We start from the raw sequence: 16874 nt of genomic DNA, 5'->3' as shown, positions 1-16874 counted from the left end.
AAATGGACAAGGTTAAAAATTAAATAAATTCGGTTCACTTGAATCATATCGGTCTTTGACATTTTTGAAATTCGATTTGTCGAACAAGTCACTGAGATGTGTTTTGTCGGTCAGAGAGATTCCGAGAATTTGGAGAACTTCATAGACGCTGCGTTCTAATTTCATATCGTGTTGGACTATTGCTACCAAACAGTAAGTAATTATCGCACAATAGATTTGTATGCGTACTGCGTTTTCCGATGTTCCCCAAAACTTCTTAATCCTGAGGTGTTGTTTTATCCATTTGAAGAACAGCTCAACACTCCATCTGTTTCGATAAAGCGATGATATTAACTCCGCAGATGCGTCAAGATTGTTCGTCAGGAAGATGTATCGTGTACCGTCTTCAGGATTCTCAACGATGAGTTTTCTAAGTTCCTCGGGGTAATCCTTAGAACTTTTATAAACCGTAAAGCATCCGATTACATCCGAAACTACACCTTCCGGCAATCTTCGTTTCCAGGTTTTAGGCTTGATCCGTACGTTTGTTTTGGCTCGTACAACGAAGAAAGCACCTATACGATTTATCGTATTAAGATTGCTGAAATCGTTATATCCGCGGTCGAATATGTAGTGCGCTCCAGATTCGTATGGTATCTCAGACATAACCTTTGAATCGTGAATGTTGGCAGGTGTAATATGCACAAATGCAGGTACTTCCGCTTCAACATCATAGAGCGTATGCAACTTTATTCCACCTTTATGTTTGCGAAATTTAGCCCATTCAAACACCGACAGGCACAAATCAACCGTTGTAGAGTCAAATGCGTAAACATGACCGTCAAGTTCGAATATTTTATTGATTCTACGCTTGCGGGCCTCGGCAATCATGAATGTTGCATACTCCTCGAAAATACGGTAATCACGTTGCTCATTAGCCTTACTGAGATTGCTTCGTGTTACAGATTTCCCGATTCCGAGATGGTAGAGTTTCCCAGCGTGTGCTTCCATAGCCACAACCAGATCTCGGAGGCTCTCTCGATTGGATAGCTGACCGAACATCATCGTAAGCAACTGATTCCAACAGGTATAGCTTTTGATATACTTGTTGCCATTGTATTTCTTCACAATGTATTTGAATTTCTCGTAATCAAGAAATTTAACTAATTGAGAGAAAACGTACTCGTCTTTAAACATAACGGTCTGATTTTGACCACAAAGTTAAATTCAAGTCTCGGGAATCTAAAATTGCCTATAACAAATTGAATTTCAATAATTTCAAAGAACTTCTATGTTTTTTTAGTGGACACTAATGAACATCAATCTTTTCTTTTATTCAACTAAAATAGCTCAATAGTATGCGTCCTTGCTTTTTTACAAAAGTCATTGCCCTCCAATTAATCTTATTACTTGTATTCATCTATTGATATGTAAAATTTTATGTATCAAAATGTACATCGAACAGTTTGCGAACTCTACAAAAGTTGTATTTCAAAGAATATGGTATCATAAAATTACAATTATTATATTGGCCCGTTGGCGAATTACTTTTCTAGCACATTTATAATATTTTGATTCGCCAACGGGTAAAATTTATCTATTTACTATTTTGCCATCTAACAAATAAATCACTCGATTGGCATAACCAGCATCTCTTTCTGAATGTGTAACCATTATAATTGTTGTTCCTTGTTTATTAAGTTGTTGTAGTAGCGTCATGACTTCAATACCATTTGTTGAATCCAAATTACCAGTTGGCTCATCTGCTAATATCAAAGGACAATCTGTGACTATTGCACGAGCAATGGCCACTCGTTGTTGTTGTCCTCCTGATAATTGCTGTGGAAAGTGTTTGGCACGATGGGCTATATTCATTTGTTCTAATACATTCATTACTTTTGATATTCGTTCTTTCTTTGGAATGCCCAAATAAACTAATGGTAACTCAACATTTTCAAATACCGTTAATTCATCTATCAGATTAAAACTTTGGAAAACAAAGCCAATATTTTTCTTACGAAAAGAACTCAACTGATTTTCATTCATTTTGGTCATTTCTTTCTCGTTAATAAAATATTTTCCAGACGTAGGTATGTCTAGCGTTCCTAAAATATTTAGCAACGTTGATTTTCCACATCCTGATGGTCCCATGATGGCAACAAATTCCCCTTGTTTAATTTCCAAATTTACATTGCTTAATGCTCTAGTCTGTACATCCTCTGTCGTAAAGACCATGGAAAGATTTTCTGTTCTAATCATATTTTAAAAATTTAAATTACTCATTTCTCAAAATACGCATTGGTTTTAAACGAATTACACGCCAAACTTGATGAACTACTGTCAATAAAGCGACAAATATCATTAACACAAATGCTATTACATATCCCCACCAAGGCAAAATAATATGAAAGGCATAAGTTCTAAGCCATTCATCCATCAAAATAATAGAAAGAGGAGTTCCCAATACTGTAGCCAATATCGTAAGTAATACCAACTCTCGTGTTAAAACCCAAAAAAGACTTTTCTTATCAGCTCCTAACACCTTTCTTATTCCAATTTCTTTTACACGAGCCATTGTAGAAAAGAGAGTCATAATCCATAACCCCAAACAAGCTACAAATATTGCAAGCAATGATGCACATGTAAAAATCCAACTAAAATTACGATCTGATTTATACAAATCATCATTGTAATCACTCAACCTAAAATATGAAAATACAGCTGAAGGAAAATATGTTTTATATATCTGCTCTATCTTTGCAACTTGTTTTGCATTAATTTCTGTATTTAATTGAATAGAAATATACGGTGTCGCAATAAAAGGAACACGTTCTTTTATAAAAAACATTATTGGCTTATATGGTTCAGCAAGTGATTGTTGGTGATAATTTTTCACAACACCAATAATCTCAAGGGGCTCTTCCAAGACTTCCATGGCCAATTGTTTGCCTAATGCATCTTCAGGAGAAGAGTATCCAAGTAATCTGGCAGCCTCCTCATTCAAGACGACCTTGTTTAGTTCATTTCCATAATTCTCAGAAAAAATACGGCCACAAATGATTTTAGGAGAATACAGTGTCAAATAATCATAATCTACAGCAAACATTTGTATCAGTTTTATTTCTGATATGTCGCTTCCATAAGGACGATTAGTAAAATAATTTGCTACTTCCACACCTGGAACTGCACCGGAAACAGCCACATGACTTATAAAGGACTCCTGTTCCAGTCTTTTTTTAAAGTTCATCATTTGTACAGACATGTTTTCTGTTAAAGCAGGATATTTCAAAACCAAAACTCGATCAAACATAGAAGAAGAAGTTTCTTGTTGCATAAAATGTATTTGTCTAATTACTACAATTGTTCCTGAAACTAAAATAAAGGAAGCTACAAATTGAATGACAATTAATATTTTCCTAATTTTATTTCCCTTTCGACTATGTAAAAATTTACCTCGCATGATGTCTGATGGCTTAATATGAGTAAGTAGAAATGACGGATATAAACCAATAAAAAAGGTTCCACAGACAAATATTATTAATACCATACTCCAACATTCTAATGAGTTAAAAACGTCAAATGCAAAATTTTGTCCAACCCAACGGGAAACAATAGGCAACAATACTTCTATCCATCCCAAAGCTAAGACCAATGCCAATAAGTTGAATAGCCCTGATTCAAGTAATCCTTGTATTACAATTTGTCGACGAGAAGCTCCGAATACTTTTCTAAGCCCAAATTCCTTTCCTCTTTCTAAATAACGCGCAATAGTTAAGTTCAAAGCATTTACCCATCCGATTAACAATAAAGCTACAGCCATAATAAAAAGAATTTGGACAGCTGTTTTGCTACCTTTTTCTTCTTTTTCATATGATTTACGAGGAGTCAAATGTATATCTTTTAAAGGAATAAGTTCAACTCTCCAATCTTTATACTTTAATGCAGATGTCTTATATTTTTTTGATATAGAATGAAAATTTTCTTCTATATCGCTTGGACTTTTACCGGGTTTAAGACGTATGTAAGTATACACACCATGAATATACCAAATGTCACGTCTTGCTTCTGGAATAGAAGAATACGACAATAAAAAATCGTAACGTAAATGAGAGTTATATGGCATATCTGCAATTATTCCTGTAACCTCAAAATGTTGTTCGGATGAAGGCGTCTTAAAGGTCAAGATTTTACCAATAGGATCACTATCTGCAAAATAGCGATGTGCAGTACTTTCCGTAATTACAACTGTATTTGGACGAACTAATTGTCCTTCCTTCTCCCCTTTAATTATGGGGAAATTAAATAAATCAAAAAAGGCAGGTTCCGTATAACAATATTTTTCCTCTATAAACTGACGATCCTTGTATGTAACTTCTTGTTCACGGTCTTGTGCAGTCACCCTTACATATTGTTCGATGCCAGGAATCTCACGAAACATGACAGGAGCGTGGCCAAATGTCGTTGTAGCCCAATTGTCCGTCAAAACGTTCCCTTCATAAAGACGACTTTCTACACGATAAATTCGATCGCCATCATGAAATGTGTCAAAACTTAATTCAAACCGTACATAAAAAAGAATCAACAGAGCCGAACCTATACACACAGAAAGGCCAAATAAATTAAGGGCTGTAAGAGACTTCTTTGCCCTCTGACTTTTAATAATCTGAGAAAAATATTCCATTATCGTAATTTTAAGTGTTCATTTTTACCAAATAAATCATATCCGGAAATAATAACTTTCTCTCCAGGATTCAAACCATCTAAAACTTCATAATACAAAGGATTCTGTCGTCCTAATCGAACTTGGCGCAGATGAGCCACTTTTTCTTTCTCATCTACTACATATACATATTCCCCTCCACTTGACTGATAAAAACTTCCACGTGGAATAAGAACTGCTTCTATAGGATCACCCAGTTGTAAATCTAAGTGATATGTTTGTCCAGAACGGATATTCACAGGTCTATCAGAAATAAAATGCAAATCAGTGCGAAATTGTCCATTTTGTACTTCCGGATATACTTTTGTTATTTTTAAACTATACTTTTTCCCTTCACGCTCAAAATTAGCCAAAAGACCAGGATGAATACGTTCCACATAATGCTCATCAATCTTTGCTTCTATCTTCAACTCTGGGGTAATAATTTGTCCTATACGTTCACCTTGAGATATAGATTGTCCTATTTGAGCTTCTATATTTCCTAATTGTCCATCAACAGGCGCTTTTATCTTTAAATTTTCTAAACGTTCACGTACAAGTAAAAGACTTTTTTTAATGTTTCGTATATTTTCATTTAGACTTTGTAATTGATTATCACGTAACTGTACATCTTGTTTGATCCTTTCATCTAAAACTTTGACTTGTTCTGAAATTGAATTATAATCTTCCTGTGACTGTAAATAATCTTCCCTAGATATTAAATTCTTTTGAAACAGATGTGAGTATTGTTGAAAACGACGTTGCTTCTGTATTAATTCTTTATTCAGTGTAATACGTTCTTGCTTCAAACTAAGATGCTCTTGTTCCATATTCAAGCGAGTATTACGAAGTTCATTTTCCTGATAAGCCAAGTTTGCCTCACTTTGTAAAATACCAATATTTAACAGCGGATTACTAAGACGAAGAATTATATCTCCTGCTTTTACTTGCGTTCCTTCTTCTATCAAACGTTCCTCTACTCGTCCTCCTTCAATAGCATCCAAATATATGATATGATCCGGAATAACCTGTCCAACTACTCTTATGTAATCATTAAATTCTCCCTTTTGTACAGTAGAAATTGTTATACCATCTTTGTTTACATTCATAGAGGATGAATTGACACGAAATGTTATCCATAATACCCCCGAAAGAATAGTAATTGAACCAATTATAATACAAATCATTTTCTTTGAAAATTTGGATTTTTTCTCAATTTTTGTATCCATGCCGTTATAATCAATCTGCTTCATTTTTATTTTATAATTAATTTTTATTACAAAAATGTTCCTTCCTGATAGAATCGTATCACTCTTTTTTGAAGACTATATTGCAGTTTGGTACGTATTATCTCTGCTTTACTCCGCATGTATTGATTGCGTTTTTCCAACAATTCGAACATAGATATCATACCCTCCCTCCATTTTTCTTCACTTTCTTTCCATGTAATAGAATCTGCACGAAGTTGTTCTTTAGCTAATTGACATTCCTTAAGTGCAGATTGAAAAGAAAGATATGTATTATGTATTTGTTTCATTAGTGTCCACTAAAAAAACATAGAAGTTCTTTGAAATTATTGAAATTCAATTTGTTATAGGCAATTTTAGATTCCCGAGACTTGAATTTAACTTTGTGGTCAAAATCAGACCGTTATGTTTAAAGACGAGTACGTTTTCTCTCAATTAGTTAAATTTCTTGATTACGAGAAATTCAAATACATTGTGAAGAAATACAATGGCAACAAGTATATCAAAAGCTATACCTGTTGGAATCAGTTGCTTACGATGATGTTCGGTCAGCTATCCAATCGAGAGAGCCTCCGAGATCTGGTTGTGGCTATGGAAGCACACGCTGGGAAACTCTACCATCTCGGAATCGGGAAATCTGTAACACGAAGCAATCTCAGTAAGGCTAATGAGCAACGTGATTACCGTATTTTCGAGGAGTATGCAACATTCATGATTGCCGAGGCCCGCAAGCGTAGAATCAATAAAATATTCGAACTTGACGGTCATGTTTACGCATTTGACTCTACAACGGTTGATTTGTGCCTGTCGGTGTTTGAATGGGCTAAATTTCGCAAACATAAAGGTGGAATAAAGTTGCATACGCTCTATGATGTTGAAGCGGAAGTACCTGCATTTGTGCATATTACACCTGCCAACATTCACGATTCAAAGGTTATGTCTGAGATACCATACGAATCTGGAGCGCACTACATATTCGACCGCGGATATAACGATTTCAGCAATCTTAATACGATAAATCGTATAGGTGCTTTCTTCGTTGTACGAGCCAAAACAAACGTACGGATCAAGCCTAAAACCTGGAAACGAAGATTGCCGGAAGGTGTAGTTTCGGATGTAATCGGATGCTTTACGGTTTATAAAAGTTCTAAGGATTACCCCGAGGAACTTAGAAAACTCATCGTTGAGAATCCTGAAGACGGTACACGATACATCTTCCTGACGAACAATCTTGACGCATCTGCGGAGTTAATATCATCGCTTTATCGAAACAGATGGAGTGTTGAGCTGTTCTTCAAATGGATAAAACAACACCTCAGGATTAAGAAGTTTTGGGGAACATCGGAAAACGCAGTACGCATACAAATCTATTGTGCGATAATTACTTACTGTTTGGTAGCAATAGTCCAACACGATATGAAATTAGAACGCAGCGTCTATGAAGTTCTCCAAATTCTCGGAATCTCTCTGACCGACAAAACACATCTCAGTGACTTGTTCGACAAATCGAATTTCAAAAATGTCAAAGACCGATATGATTCAAGTGAACCGAATTTATTTAATTTTTAACCTTGTCCATTTTTAGTGGACAGTAGTGTATTTGTTTATATAATGATAAACGTTGTTGTTCATTTTCATTCTGTACTTGCTGAAAACGAAGTTTTTCTTTTCTTATATTCTCTAAACGAGATAACCCATTGAATATCGGTAAAGATACGCATATTCCAATATACCTATTCATATTATTATTTAATTGTTCTCGATAGGGGATAATATCACCAGATTTATTTTTTGCCGTATTATAATATCCAGTATTTAAATTAAATTCCAGACGAATTGAAGGGTAAAAAACTCTTTTTGCCATAGACCATAGTTTACGAGAAGCTTTTTCTTTCATATTCATAATATGATATTCTGGAAGAGTTAATTCGGAAATGGAATATAGTTCATTTAAGTTTAAAAGACTGTCAGTTATATCCATCCTACTCTCTGTGATGACAATAGACAATGTATCAGTTTCTTTAATGTTCATAAGTTCTTTCAGAGTTAATAGAGAAAGATTGCAATTATTAGATTTCACCGTTTCTTGATAAACATCGGATTGTAAGCGCGCTTTTACTTCTTGTAAGTCGGAAAGGGAACGTATTCCTAAATCAACATATTCTATCATCTGCCTGCAATAATATTCACTTAGTTTCCGTTGTTCAACTGCAAGTTTGTGCATTTCTTTATCGAAAGAATAACGATAAAATGCTTCTAAAACTTCAAAAGCCAAATTATTTTCTTCCACTTTACTTGACAACACATTAATTTTTTTGTTCATTTTATAAAACAACAATTTATCAATACGCGAAAAGCCTTCAAATACTGGAAGAGAAATATTTAGCCCGATTGTATTTTCTAAAAAAGACTCAGAAGTATATTGGTTGGTTAATGGATCTATGGAATGTCCAAATTGCTTTCCCAATACACTGACAGTACTAATTGAAGGTAAAAAATTACCATAAGCAGCTATAATATCTGTATTGGCAATTTTAGTATCCAATTTCTTATTTTGTATCCGTAAATTATGCTCAATTGCATATCGTATACATTCAGATTCGGTCCATTCGGATTGCGCATTACTAATTTCAGGCAAAGCGAAATAACAAATTGATAAAAAAATCAATAAACATTGCCTAATAGATGTTTCAAAACTCATATCGGTTACTTTGTATTATTCTATTTGCATTATATAATACAAATTGCGTGCCATTAATTTAACACATTGATAATTAAGTATTTATAAAATAAAAACAAAACTAAACGTCCAATTTGTTGACGTATAAACGTCTATCTTTTTGACACTAAAATGATGTATGTACATATCGCTCTTATCTTAAACTCCACAAATCCCAGAAAACTTACATTTTGATTGAATTTCAGTTAAAAACTTATATTTATTATAGGATTTTTGATTTGGTCTTTTCTCAAGAAACAATTCTTGTACACAAAGAATAATTCCACTTGTGTTATTTTAGTTATCCTTCCACCAAAACATCATTATAATTATAAAAATTAAGAAAGGGGCATAAATAAAATTTCTGAAGTGTCAAATATTTAGGCGTTTTTTTGTTCGACATCTGTAAAACAGGTATTTTTACCTTTAAAAAAAGAACATATGCAAACTGGTACTATTCTAATTGTCGATGACAACAAAAGCGTATTAACTTCTCTAGAGCTTCTCTTGGAAAGAGAATTTGAGAAAATAGAGACTGTATCTGATCCCAATAAGATATTTTCTATTTTAGATGAATTCATAATTGATTTAGTCATTTTAGATATGAATTTTTCTGTTGGTTTTAATACAGGTAATGAAGGCTTGTTTTGGCTCCAGCGCATACATGAAATTAGACCTGAATTACCAGTTATTATGCTAACGGCTTATGGAGATATTGATCTTGCTGTAAAATCATTAAAAAGTGGAGCAGCAGATTTTGTATTAAAACCTTGGAATAATGACAACTTGATAAAAAAAATAAGAACTACATTACAAGAAGCAAAACATAAATTACCTGCTAATTCTATTAAAGGAGCTAGTGAACCAGGAATGATTATTGGCCATTCTCCAGCGATGATGAAAATAATAAGACTTGTAACTAAAGTAGCCAAAACAGATGCAAACATCTTAATTTTTGGTGAAAATGGTACAGGCAAAGAAGTATTAGCTCGAGAGATTCATCGTTTGTCTCTTCGCAGTCAGTATGAAATGTTTAATATTGATATGGGATCTATCAGTGAAACATTATTTGAAAGTGAATTGTTTGGACATGAAAAAGGTGCTTTTACAGATGCACACGAAAGTAGAATTGGTAAATTTGAAGCGGCAAATGGAAGTACACTTTTTCTTGATGAAATTGGGAACTTATCTTTAGGATTGCAAGCAAAGTTATTAGTTGCTTTACAGAATAGGGAAATAACCCGACTTGGCAGTAATAAAAAGATTCCAATTGATATACGATTAATTGCCGCCACTAATCGAAATTTACTTGAAATGGTAAAGCAAGCTCATTTTCGTGAGGATTTATTTTACCGTATAAACACTATACAAATAGAAATTCCTCCTTTACGACACCGTAAAGAAGACATAGCGACATTTGCAGAATATTTCTTAAAAAAATACGCTAATTTGTATAAACGGACAGGACTATCCTTACATCCAAAAACTATACAAAAGCTGGAAAGTCATAATTGGCCCGGAAATATTAGAGAATTACAATATACCATTGAAAAAGCTGTGATCTTAGCAGAAAAAGAGATAATAAAACCATCCGATATATCTATACATTTAGATAATACATTTTCTTTTGATAGAGTTCCTAATTTAAAAGAAGTAGAAAGAAAAGCTATTTTAGCAGCTATATCTCAAAATTCAGGAAATTTAACAGCAACTGCAGAACAATTAGGTATCAGTAGACAAACATTATATAACAAATTAACACGTTTCAATTTTTAATTAAATGTTTAGCACTCGTTTATACATACACATCCTTTTATTTGTATTACTCATAGTCTTTACACTTGGACTTGGACTTGTAGGTATTATTTCAAGAAAAGCTATAATACTAGGAACAATTACGATTCTAATAGCTTTTGGCCTTATTGGAAGACTTGTTTATTACCTGAATTCTTATAATCGGAAAATGAAATTTTTTTTTGATTCTATAGAAGATAATGAATCCATGCTTTACTTTCCAGAAAATATTGGATCCAAAGAACAACGATATTTATATGCATCTTTTAATAGAGTATATACTTTAATGTCAGAACATAAAAAGATCGAGTTCGAGCGTAAATTACATCAAAAAGAATATGAATCTTGGGAAAAACTTATGCGAGTATTAACCCATGAAATAATGAATTCTATCACTCCAATTGTCTCACTCTCAGAAACCCTTCTTTCTTATTTTCAGATTAAACACGTTTCAAAAAGTACAAAAGATATTACAGAACTTACTATTGAAAAAACAATACGTGGATTAGAGACCATTAAAAGCCAAGGACAAAATTTGATTTATTTTACAGAATCATATAGACAATATTCAGGATTAAAGCAACCTGAATTTAAATATTTCTCCTTAACAGATTTGATAGAAAACATTCAGATATTATATCAAGAAATTTTACAGCAACAACAGATAAGGTTTTCTACAGACTTTTTTCAACCGCAAATACAAATTTATGCAGATGAAAATATGTTATCGCAAGTTTTAATAAATCTATTAAAAAACTCCATACAAGCGCTAACAGAGCAATCTGAAAGAGAAATACACATTAAAGTATATATTCAAGAAATGATTCTATTTATAAAAATAACAGACAATGGTTCTGGTATCCCATCTAATTTGCTTGAAGATATTTTTATTCCTTTTTTTACAACAAAAAAGGATGGAACGGGTATAGGGCTAAGTCTTTCCAGACAAATTATACGTATGCATGGTGGGGAGTTATCTGTAAAATCTCAACCTTTTCATGAAACCTCATTTACAATCTCTTTACCATTAAACTATAACCCAAAGTATATTTAACATGTAAAATAAATTAACAATTATAAGAATACAAATATTAAAAAGGCTCAGTGCCAAATATATTTTTTGTGAAAAACTATATTGCACAATAGTACTAATATCTCAGTTATCCCTTCATCAAAGATAAATCCCAATCCTAATTTGCCAGCCGCATTTATTCCTTTTTTCAGGAGAATTTTCCTTATGGCTTACGCCATGAAAATTCACCTGAAAAAGAATGCGGCGGCAAACGGATTAGAATTAAAGGAAAGATTACAGGGATTAACTGCGACCGACGTGACGCATAGCCGTAAATCAAAGGCGGCTATCCTTATATTCCATATATGACCTCACAAATACTGAGAAAATCCACCTTCCTCAATAATAAAACATTGCCTGCTTATCAAATTCCGAAATAAGACAGGGATTTCAGCTCCCTCCGATCTGCATAGTCAGGTTGCTTCGCTATGTTTTTACTCCTACATCAAATCCTTTTTCTTTTCTTTCTTTTCTTTCTTTTTCCTCTGTTCCCGTTCTTTTCTATCCTTCGTATGACATTTGATGATACCTGATGACATCTAATGTCATCTATTTGTAAATCAATTGTTTACTCAATTTATCATCTTACATTTGGACTGTGAAACAAATCAAGTAGTCACTCAAAACAAAAGATTATGGCACAAGAAAACAGTCCAGACAAGGGAAAAAGGCAAGGCCGGACAAAGAAACCGGAAAAGCCTTATGTGGAACAAATTGACGAGCTTCTGCTGGTACATAACAAGAACGACCCCAAGGAGGGTTTGGGAGTGGTCATCAAGGCAGACGAGAAAGGCAATTATCAGACGGTTACACCGGAAGAGAAGAATGAAAACTCATTCCTGAAATTCGATAAGAATTCAAGTATCCTCGAAAACTTCATCAAGAATTTCTGGAGCCAGCTGAAAGAGCCTACGCATTTCAGGCTTATCCGCATGACCTTCAACGATTACAAGCAGAACAAACAGGCTCTCAAGGACCTGGCCGAAGGCAAGAAAACAGACACGGTAAAGGAGTTTCTAAAACGCTATGAAATCGTACCGAAAGTAAACAATCAAAAAAACAGTCAAACAAAAGAGGAGGAAACAACAATGGCAAAGAAGCAGGAACAGACAACTCAGGCTCAGCCTGAACAGGTATCACAGGTGGAAGCTGCCGCACGGGGGCGCGAACAGCAGGAACCGCAACGCCAGCAGACACCCACGTACCGCTACAACGAGAATATGATTAACTGGGAGGAACTGGGTAAGTTCGGCATATCCAAGGAAATGCTGGAGCAGTCCGGACAGCTTGACAGCATGCTGAAAGGATACAAGACCAACAGAACCATGCCACTGACACTCAACATTCCTGGAGTACTGACCGCCAAGCTGGATGCACGCCTTTCGTTCATATCCAACGGCGGGCAGGTCATGCTGGGCATCCACGGTATCAGAAAGGAACCGGAACTGGACCGTCCTTATTTCGGACATATCTTCACGGAAGAGGACAAGAAGAACCTGCGTGAAAGTGGAAACATGGGACGCGTGGCTGACCTTAACCTGCGTGGCAACACGACAGAGCCGTGTCTGATTTCCATCGACAAGAATACCAACGAACTGGTAGCCGTCCGACAGGAGCATGTCTATATTCCGAATGAAATCAAAGGGGTAACCCTGACTCCGGACGAAATTCAGAAACTGAAAAACGGTGAACAGATATTCGTGGAGGGAATGAAGTCAAATCAGGGTAAAGAGTTTAATGCCAATCTGCAATACAGTGCGGAAAGAAGAGGCATCGAATTTATCTTCCCGAAAGACCAGGCCTTCAATCAGCAGACGCTTGGCGGTGTACCGCTTTCCCCCATGCAACTCAAAGCGTTGAACGAAGGCCACACCATCCTTGTAGAGGATATGAAACGAAAGAACGGCGAACTGTTTTCCTCCTTCGTCACCATGGATAAGGTAACAGGCGGTCTCCAATATACACGCCACAATCCGGAAACGGGAGAAATCTACATACCAAAGGAAATCTGTTCGGTACAACTGACACCGGAAGACAAGGAAGCTTTACGCAAAGGGCAGCCTATCTATCTGGAGAACATGATCAACCGTAAAGGTGAGGAATTCTCGTCATTCGTCAAGCTGGACCTGGCAAGCGGAAGACCACAGTATTCCAGAACTCCGGACGGTTTCAACGAACGACAGGCACCGGCCATCCCGGCTGAGGTTTACGGACACCTGCTTTCGGCACAGGAAAGAGCAAATCTTCAGGACGGAAAGGCCATCCTTGTAACGGGTATGAAAGGTCCCAACGGCAAACCGTTCGATTCCTATCTGAAAGTAAACGCAAACACCGGACAGCTGCAATATTTCCAGGAAAATCCGGATGTGCGCCGTAATACCTCACAGCGTGCTTCACAGACTGACAATACCCAGCAGCAGGAACAGAAAAAAGGTGCCAAACAGGCTGTCTGACCTGAACGGGATTCAAATCATTCAAATCATCAACTACTAAAAAAAGGAAAGAACATGAACAAGACCAATCATCATATCTACAAGGCTGAACAAGTCGACTGGGAAAAACTGGAATCGGTAGGTATCAGCAGATCGCAAATTGAAAAGGACGGAAACATGGACCTGCTCCTTCAGGGAGAGGAAACCAATGTCATGTCCATTAAAATCAAGACTCCTGTATTTTCACTTACAATGGATGCCACACTCAGTCTGATTGAAGACGAGAATGGAAATCCGGTCATCAGCATAAACGGTATCAACCCTTCAGGTGAATAAATAAGAAACCATAATGTATCATCTCTCTTTCCATACGGTAAGTCCGTATGGAAAGATATAAAAACAGAATTTATCATGATTGCCATATTAACAGACAAACCAAGTGTAGGAAAAGAAATTGGAAGAATCATCGGTGCAACCAAAGTAAGAAACGGATATGTGGAAGGAAACGGCTACATGGTTACGTGGACTTTCGGGAACATGCTGTCACTGGCCATGCCGAAGGACTACGGAACCCAGAAGCTGGAACGAAACGATTTTCCTTTCATCCCGTCCGAATTTGAGCTGATGGTACGTCATACACGCACCGAGAACGGATGGATACCAGAGATTGATGCCGTGCTCCAGCTTAAAGTAATCGAGAGAGTGTTTCAGGCATGCGATACCATCATTGCGGCTACCGATGCCAGCCGTGACGGGGAAATGACTTTCCGCTATGTCTATCAATACCTAAACTGTACACAGCCTTGCTTCCGTCTGTGGATTTCTTCTCTTACCGACAAGTCTGTGCGTAAAGGCATGGAAAACCTGAAGCCGGACAGTTGCTACGACAGCCTGTTCCTTGCTGCCGACAGCCGCAACAAGGCGGACTGGATTCTCGGAATCAACGCCAGTTATGCCATGTGCAAGGCGACGGGCCTCGGCAACAATTCCCTCGGACGGGTACAGACACCGATACTGGCAGCCATCAGCAGACGCTACCGTGAAAGGGAGAACCATATTTCATCGGACAGCTGGCCCATCTACATCAGCCTGCAAAAGGACGGCATCCTCTTCAAGATGCGCCGCACACAGGATCTTCCCGACAAAGAATCCGCAACAATGTTTTTTCAGGACTGCAAGCTGGCACATCAGGCACAGATTACAGGTATCAGTCACAGCGTTAAGGAAATACTTCCACCGGACCTGCTTGACCTGACACAACTTCAAAAGGAAGCGAACATCCGCTATGGTTTTACCGCATCAGAGGTGTACGACATCGCCCAGTCCCTTTATGAAAAGAAACTGATTTCCTATCCGCGGACTTCCAGCCGTTATCTGACGGAGGATGTGTTTGACTCGTTTCCACCAATCATGGCGCGTCTGCTATCATGGGAGCTGTTCCCTGCAGCTAAAGGAACTGGAGGTATTGATATATCCAATTTGTCCCGCCACGTAATAAACGCAGAAAAAAACAATGTACATCATGCCATCATCATTACAGGTGTCCGTCCCGGAAATATGTCCGAAAAGGAAATGCAGGTTTACAGACTTGTAGCCGGAAGGATGCTTGAAGCATTCATGGCTCCATGCCGCATAGAAACGACAAATGTTGAAGCGGTTTGTGCGGCACAACATTTCAAGGCCGAACAAACAAGAATCATTGAAGCCGGCTGGCATGACGTTTTCATGCATTCCGACATGGTCCCAAAATCGGGATATTCCGTAAATGAACTCCCCAAAGTGGAGAAAGGTGATACCCTGAATGTATGCGGATGTAACCTGATACACAAGAAACAGCTACCGGTAAATCCGTTCACGGATGCAGAACTGGTGGAATACATGGAACAGAAAGGATTGGGTACGGTATCCTCACGTACCAATATCATCCGCACACTGGTTAACCGTAAGTATATCCGTTATTCAGGGAGATATATCATTCCGACTCCGAAAGGCATGTTCACCTACGAAACCATCCGTGGAAAGAAAATTGCGGATACTTCACTCACCGCAGACTGGGAAAAACAGCTGACCAGACTTGAAAGTGGAATGATAACCAGACAGGACTTCCTGAACAGGATCAGGACTCTCGCCAAGGAAATGACTGATGACATTTTCAACACCTATTCCACAAAAGAAGAATAACATCCATATCAATATAACTATAAGAATGCAGGCCGAAAGGTCTGCATTTTTTTGTATCCGTACAGAAAAGAATCTGTTTTTCCGCTTTTAAGCGGCAAAGGTCTTGGATTGCCTGCCTTTTGCCGCAAGGCTGCCCTGAAGGGCTTGGCTGGTCAGGAAAAAATCATCCTCGCTACGCTCCGGTATTTTTTCCTGCCAGGCCTTGCGCAAAAAGGCAATCCAAGAGGCCGGAGGCCTATAAAATCGGGAAAACACATCCCGATGGGATTATTCATTCATAAAATTAAGGATTATGAAACTACAGATTATCAGAAAGATCGGCAGACATGCAACAGCGATATTCCTGATTACCGGAATATGTCTGCTGACAAGCAAAGGGATTGTCCCCACTGGGATGATTACGCTGCTGTTGCTTGCAGGAGGGTTCATCGGTTTCCTGTTCAGGATACTGGTCATGATTTTCAAGATTCTTATTCTTCTGTTCATTGTAGGATTATTTGTCGCATAACCCCCAATATAAATATACATATATGGAAACAGTTGCTATAACTTCACAAGCTCCTGTCATGCCGGCTGTATGGCCACAGAGCGAACATATCAAACCGGTCAAAAGACGTCTGCCCAATACAGTTGATGAGCCTAAAAACATCGGCTACTATCTGGAATCTCTGCGTGATATTTCCAGCAATCCTGACAGAGAGAATGTCCTGAAAGAATTCTTCAAGGAAACTTATGTATAACCATAAAATTT

14 protein-coding genes are annotated in these 16874 nt (G+C 37.1%); 8 read left to right on the top strand and 6 right to left on the bottom strand.

Annotated elements, in window-relative coordinates:
• Positions 1-12: 12 nt before the first annotated feature.
• The 5 genes from OIM59_RS06575 to OIM59_RS18705 form a co-directional block, all read right to left on the bottom strand.
• Positions 13-1176: an IS4 family transposase gene (locus OIM59_RS06575; RefSeq protein ID WP_303895795.1), complete on the bottom strand. Its 1164-nt coding sequence runs from the start codon at positions 1174-1176 to the stop codon at positions 13-15.
• 396 nt (positions 1177-1572) lie between these two features.
• Positions 1573-2238: an ABC transporter ATP-binding protein gene (locus tag OIM59_RS06570; protein ID WP_117887469.1), complete on the bottom strand. Its 666-nt coding sequence runs from the start codon at positions 2236-2238 to the stop codon at positions 1573-1575.
• A gap of 16 nt (positions 2239-2254) precedes the next feature.
• Positions 2255-4660 carry an ABC transporter permease gene (locus OIM59_RS06565; protein WP_303895797.1) on the bottom strand — a complete coding sequence of 802 codons (2406 nt, stop codon included), beginning with the start codon at positions 4658-4660 and terminating at the stop codon, positions 2255-2257.
• Entirely contained in the window at positions 4660-5907 is a 1248-nt protein-coding gene (locus OIM59_RS06560) for an efflux RND transporter periplasmic adaptor subunit (RefSeq protein WP_259004004.1), read from the bottom strand. Before OIM59_RS06560 ends, OIM59_RS06565 begins: the two co-directional genes overlap by 1 nt.
• A gap of 47 nt (positions 5908-5954) precedes the next feature.
• Entirely contained in the window at positions 5955-6215 is a 261-nt protein-coding gene (locus OIM59_RS18705; protein ID WP_369695918.1) for a TolC family protein, read from the bottom strand.
• 115 nt (positions 6216-6330) lie between these two features.
• Here OIM59_RS18705 and OIM59_RS06555 point away from each other — a divergent pair, with 115 nt between their 5' ends.
• Entirely contained in the window at positions 6331-7494 is a 1164-nt protein-coding gene (locus tag OIM59_RS06555) for an IS4 family transposase (protein ID WP_303895795.1), read from the top strand.
• On the opposite strand, the gene OIM59_RS06550 is transcribed toward OIM59_RS06555, so the two are convergent.
• On the bottom strand, positions 7484-8626 hold the full coding sequence (locus OIM59_RS06550) for a TolC family protein (RefSeq protein ID WP_303895794.1): 1143 nt from the start codon (positions 8624-8626) through the stop codon (positions 7484-7486). The two genes, OIM59_RS06555 and OIM59_RS06550, sit on opposite strands and share 11 nt — an antisense overlap.
• 459 nt (positions 8627-9085) lie before the next feature.
• Here OIM59_RS06550 and OIM59_RS06545 point away from each other — a divergent pair, with 459 nt between their 5' ends.
• The 7 genes from OIM59_RS06545 to OIM59_RS06515 all read left to right on the top strand — a co-directional run bounded on the left by OIM59_RS06545 (position 9086) and on the right by OIM59_RS06515 (position 16863).
• The gene (locus OIM59_RS06545; RefSeq protein ID WP_303895793.1) at positions 9086-10420 is read left to right on the top strand and encodes a sigma-54 dependent transcriptional regulator; all 1335 of its coding nucleotides are present in this window, start codon (positions 9086-9088) and stop codon (positions 10418-10420) included.
• Between the two features lie 4 nt (positions 10421-10424).
• Positions 10425-11492 carry a PAS domain-containing sensor histidine kinase gene (locus OIM59_RS06540; protein ID WP_303895791.1) on the top strand — a complete coding sequence of 356 codons (1068 nt, stop codon included), beginning with the start codon at positions 10425-10427 and terminating at the stop codon, positions 11490-11492.
• Positions 11493-12145: 653 nt separating this feature from the next.
• A complete protein-coding gene (locus OIM59_RS06535; RefSeq protein ID WP_303895790.1) occupies positions 12146-13963 on the top strand; it encodes a DUF3945 domain-containing protein in 1818 nt (605 codons plus the stop codon).
• Positions 13964-14017: 54 nt separating this feature from the next.
• Positions 14018-14278: a DUF4099 domain-containing protein gene (locus tag OIM59_RS06530; protein ID WP_303895788.1), complete on the top strand. Its 261-nt coding sequence runs from the start codon at positions 14018-14020 to the stop codon at positions 14276-14278.
• 75 nt (positions 14279-14353) lie between these two features.
• Complete coding sequence (locus tag OIM59_RS06525) at positions 14354-16123, top strand: DNA topoisomerase (protein ID WP_303895786.1); 1770 nt, start codon at positions 14354-14356, stop codon at positions 16121-16123.
• Positions 16124-16415: 292 nt separating this feature from the next.
• A complete protein-coding gene (locus OIM59_RS06520) occupies positions 16416-16631 on the top strand; it encodes a hypothetical protein (RefSeq protein WP_204482272.1) in 216 nt (71 codons plus the stop codon).
• 22 nt (positions 16632-16653) lie between these two features.
• A complete protein-coding gene (locus tag OIM59_RS06515; protein ID WP_235303709.1) occupies positions 16654-16863 on the top strand; it encodes a hypothetical protein in 210 nt (69 codons plus the stop codon).
• Positions 16864-16874: the final 11 nt, after the last annotated feature.

The sequence above is a fragment of the Bacteroides mediterraneensis genome (assembly GCF_025993685.1).
Classification (GTDB): Bacteria; Bacteroidota; Bacteroidia; order Bacteroidales; family Bacteroidaceae; genus Phocaeicola; species Phocaeicola mediterraneensis_A.
The sequence above is the reverse complement of the archived record's forward strand: the minus strand, read 5'-3'. Positions and strand labels throughout refer to the sequence as shown.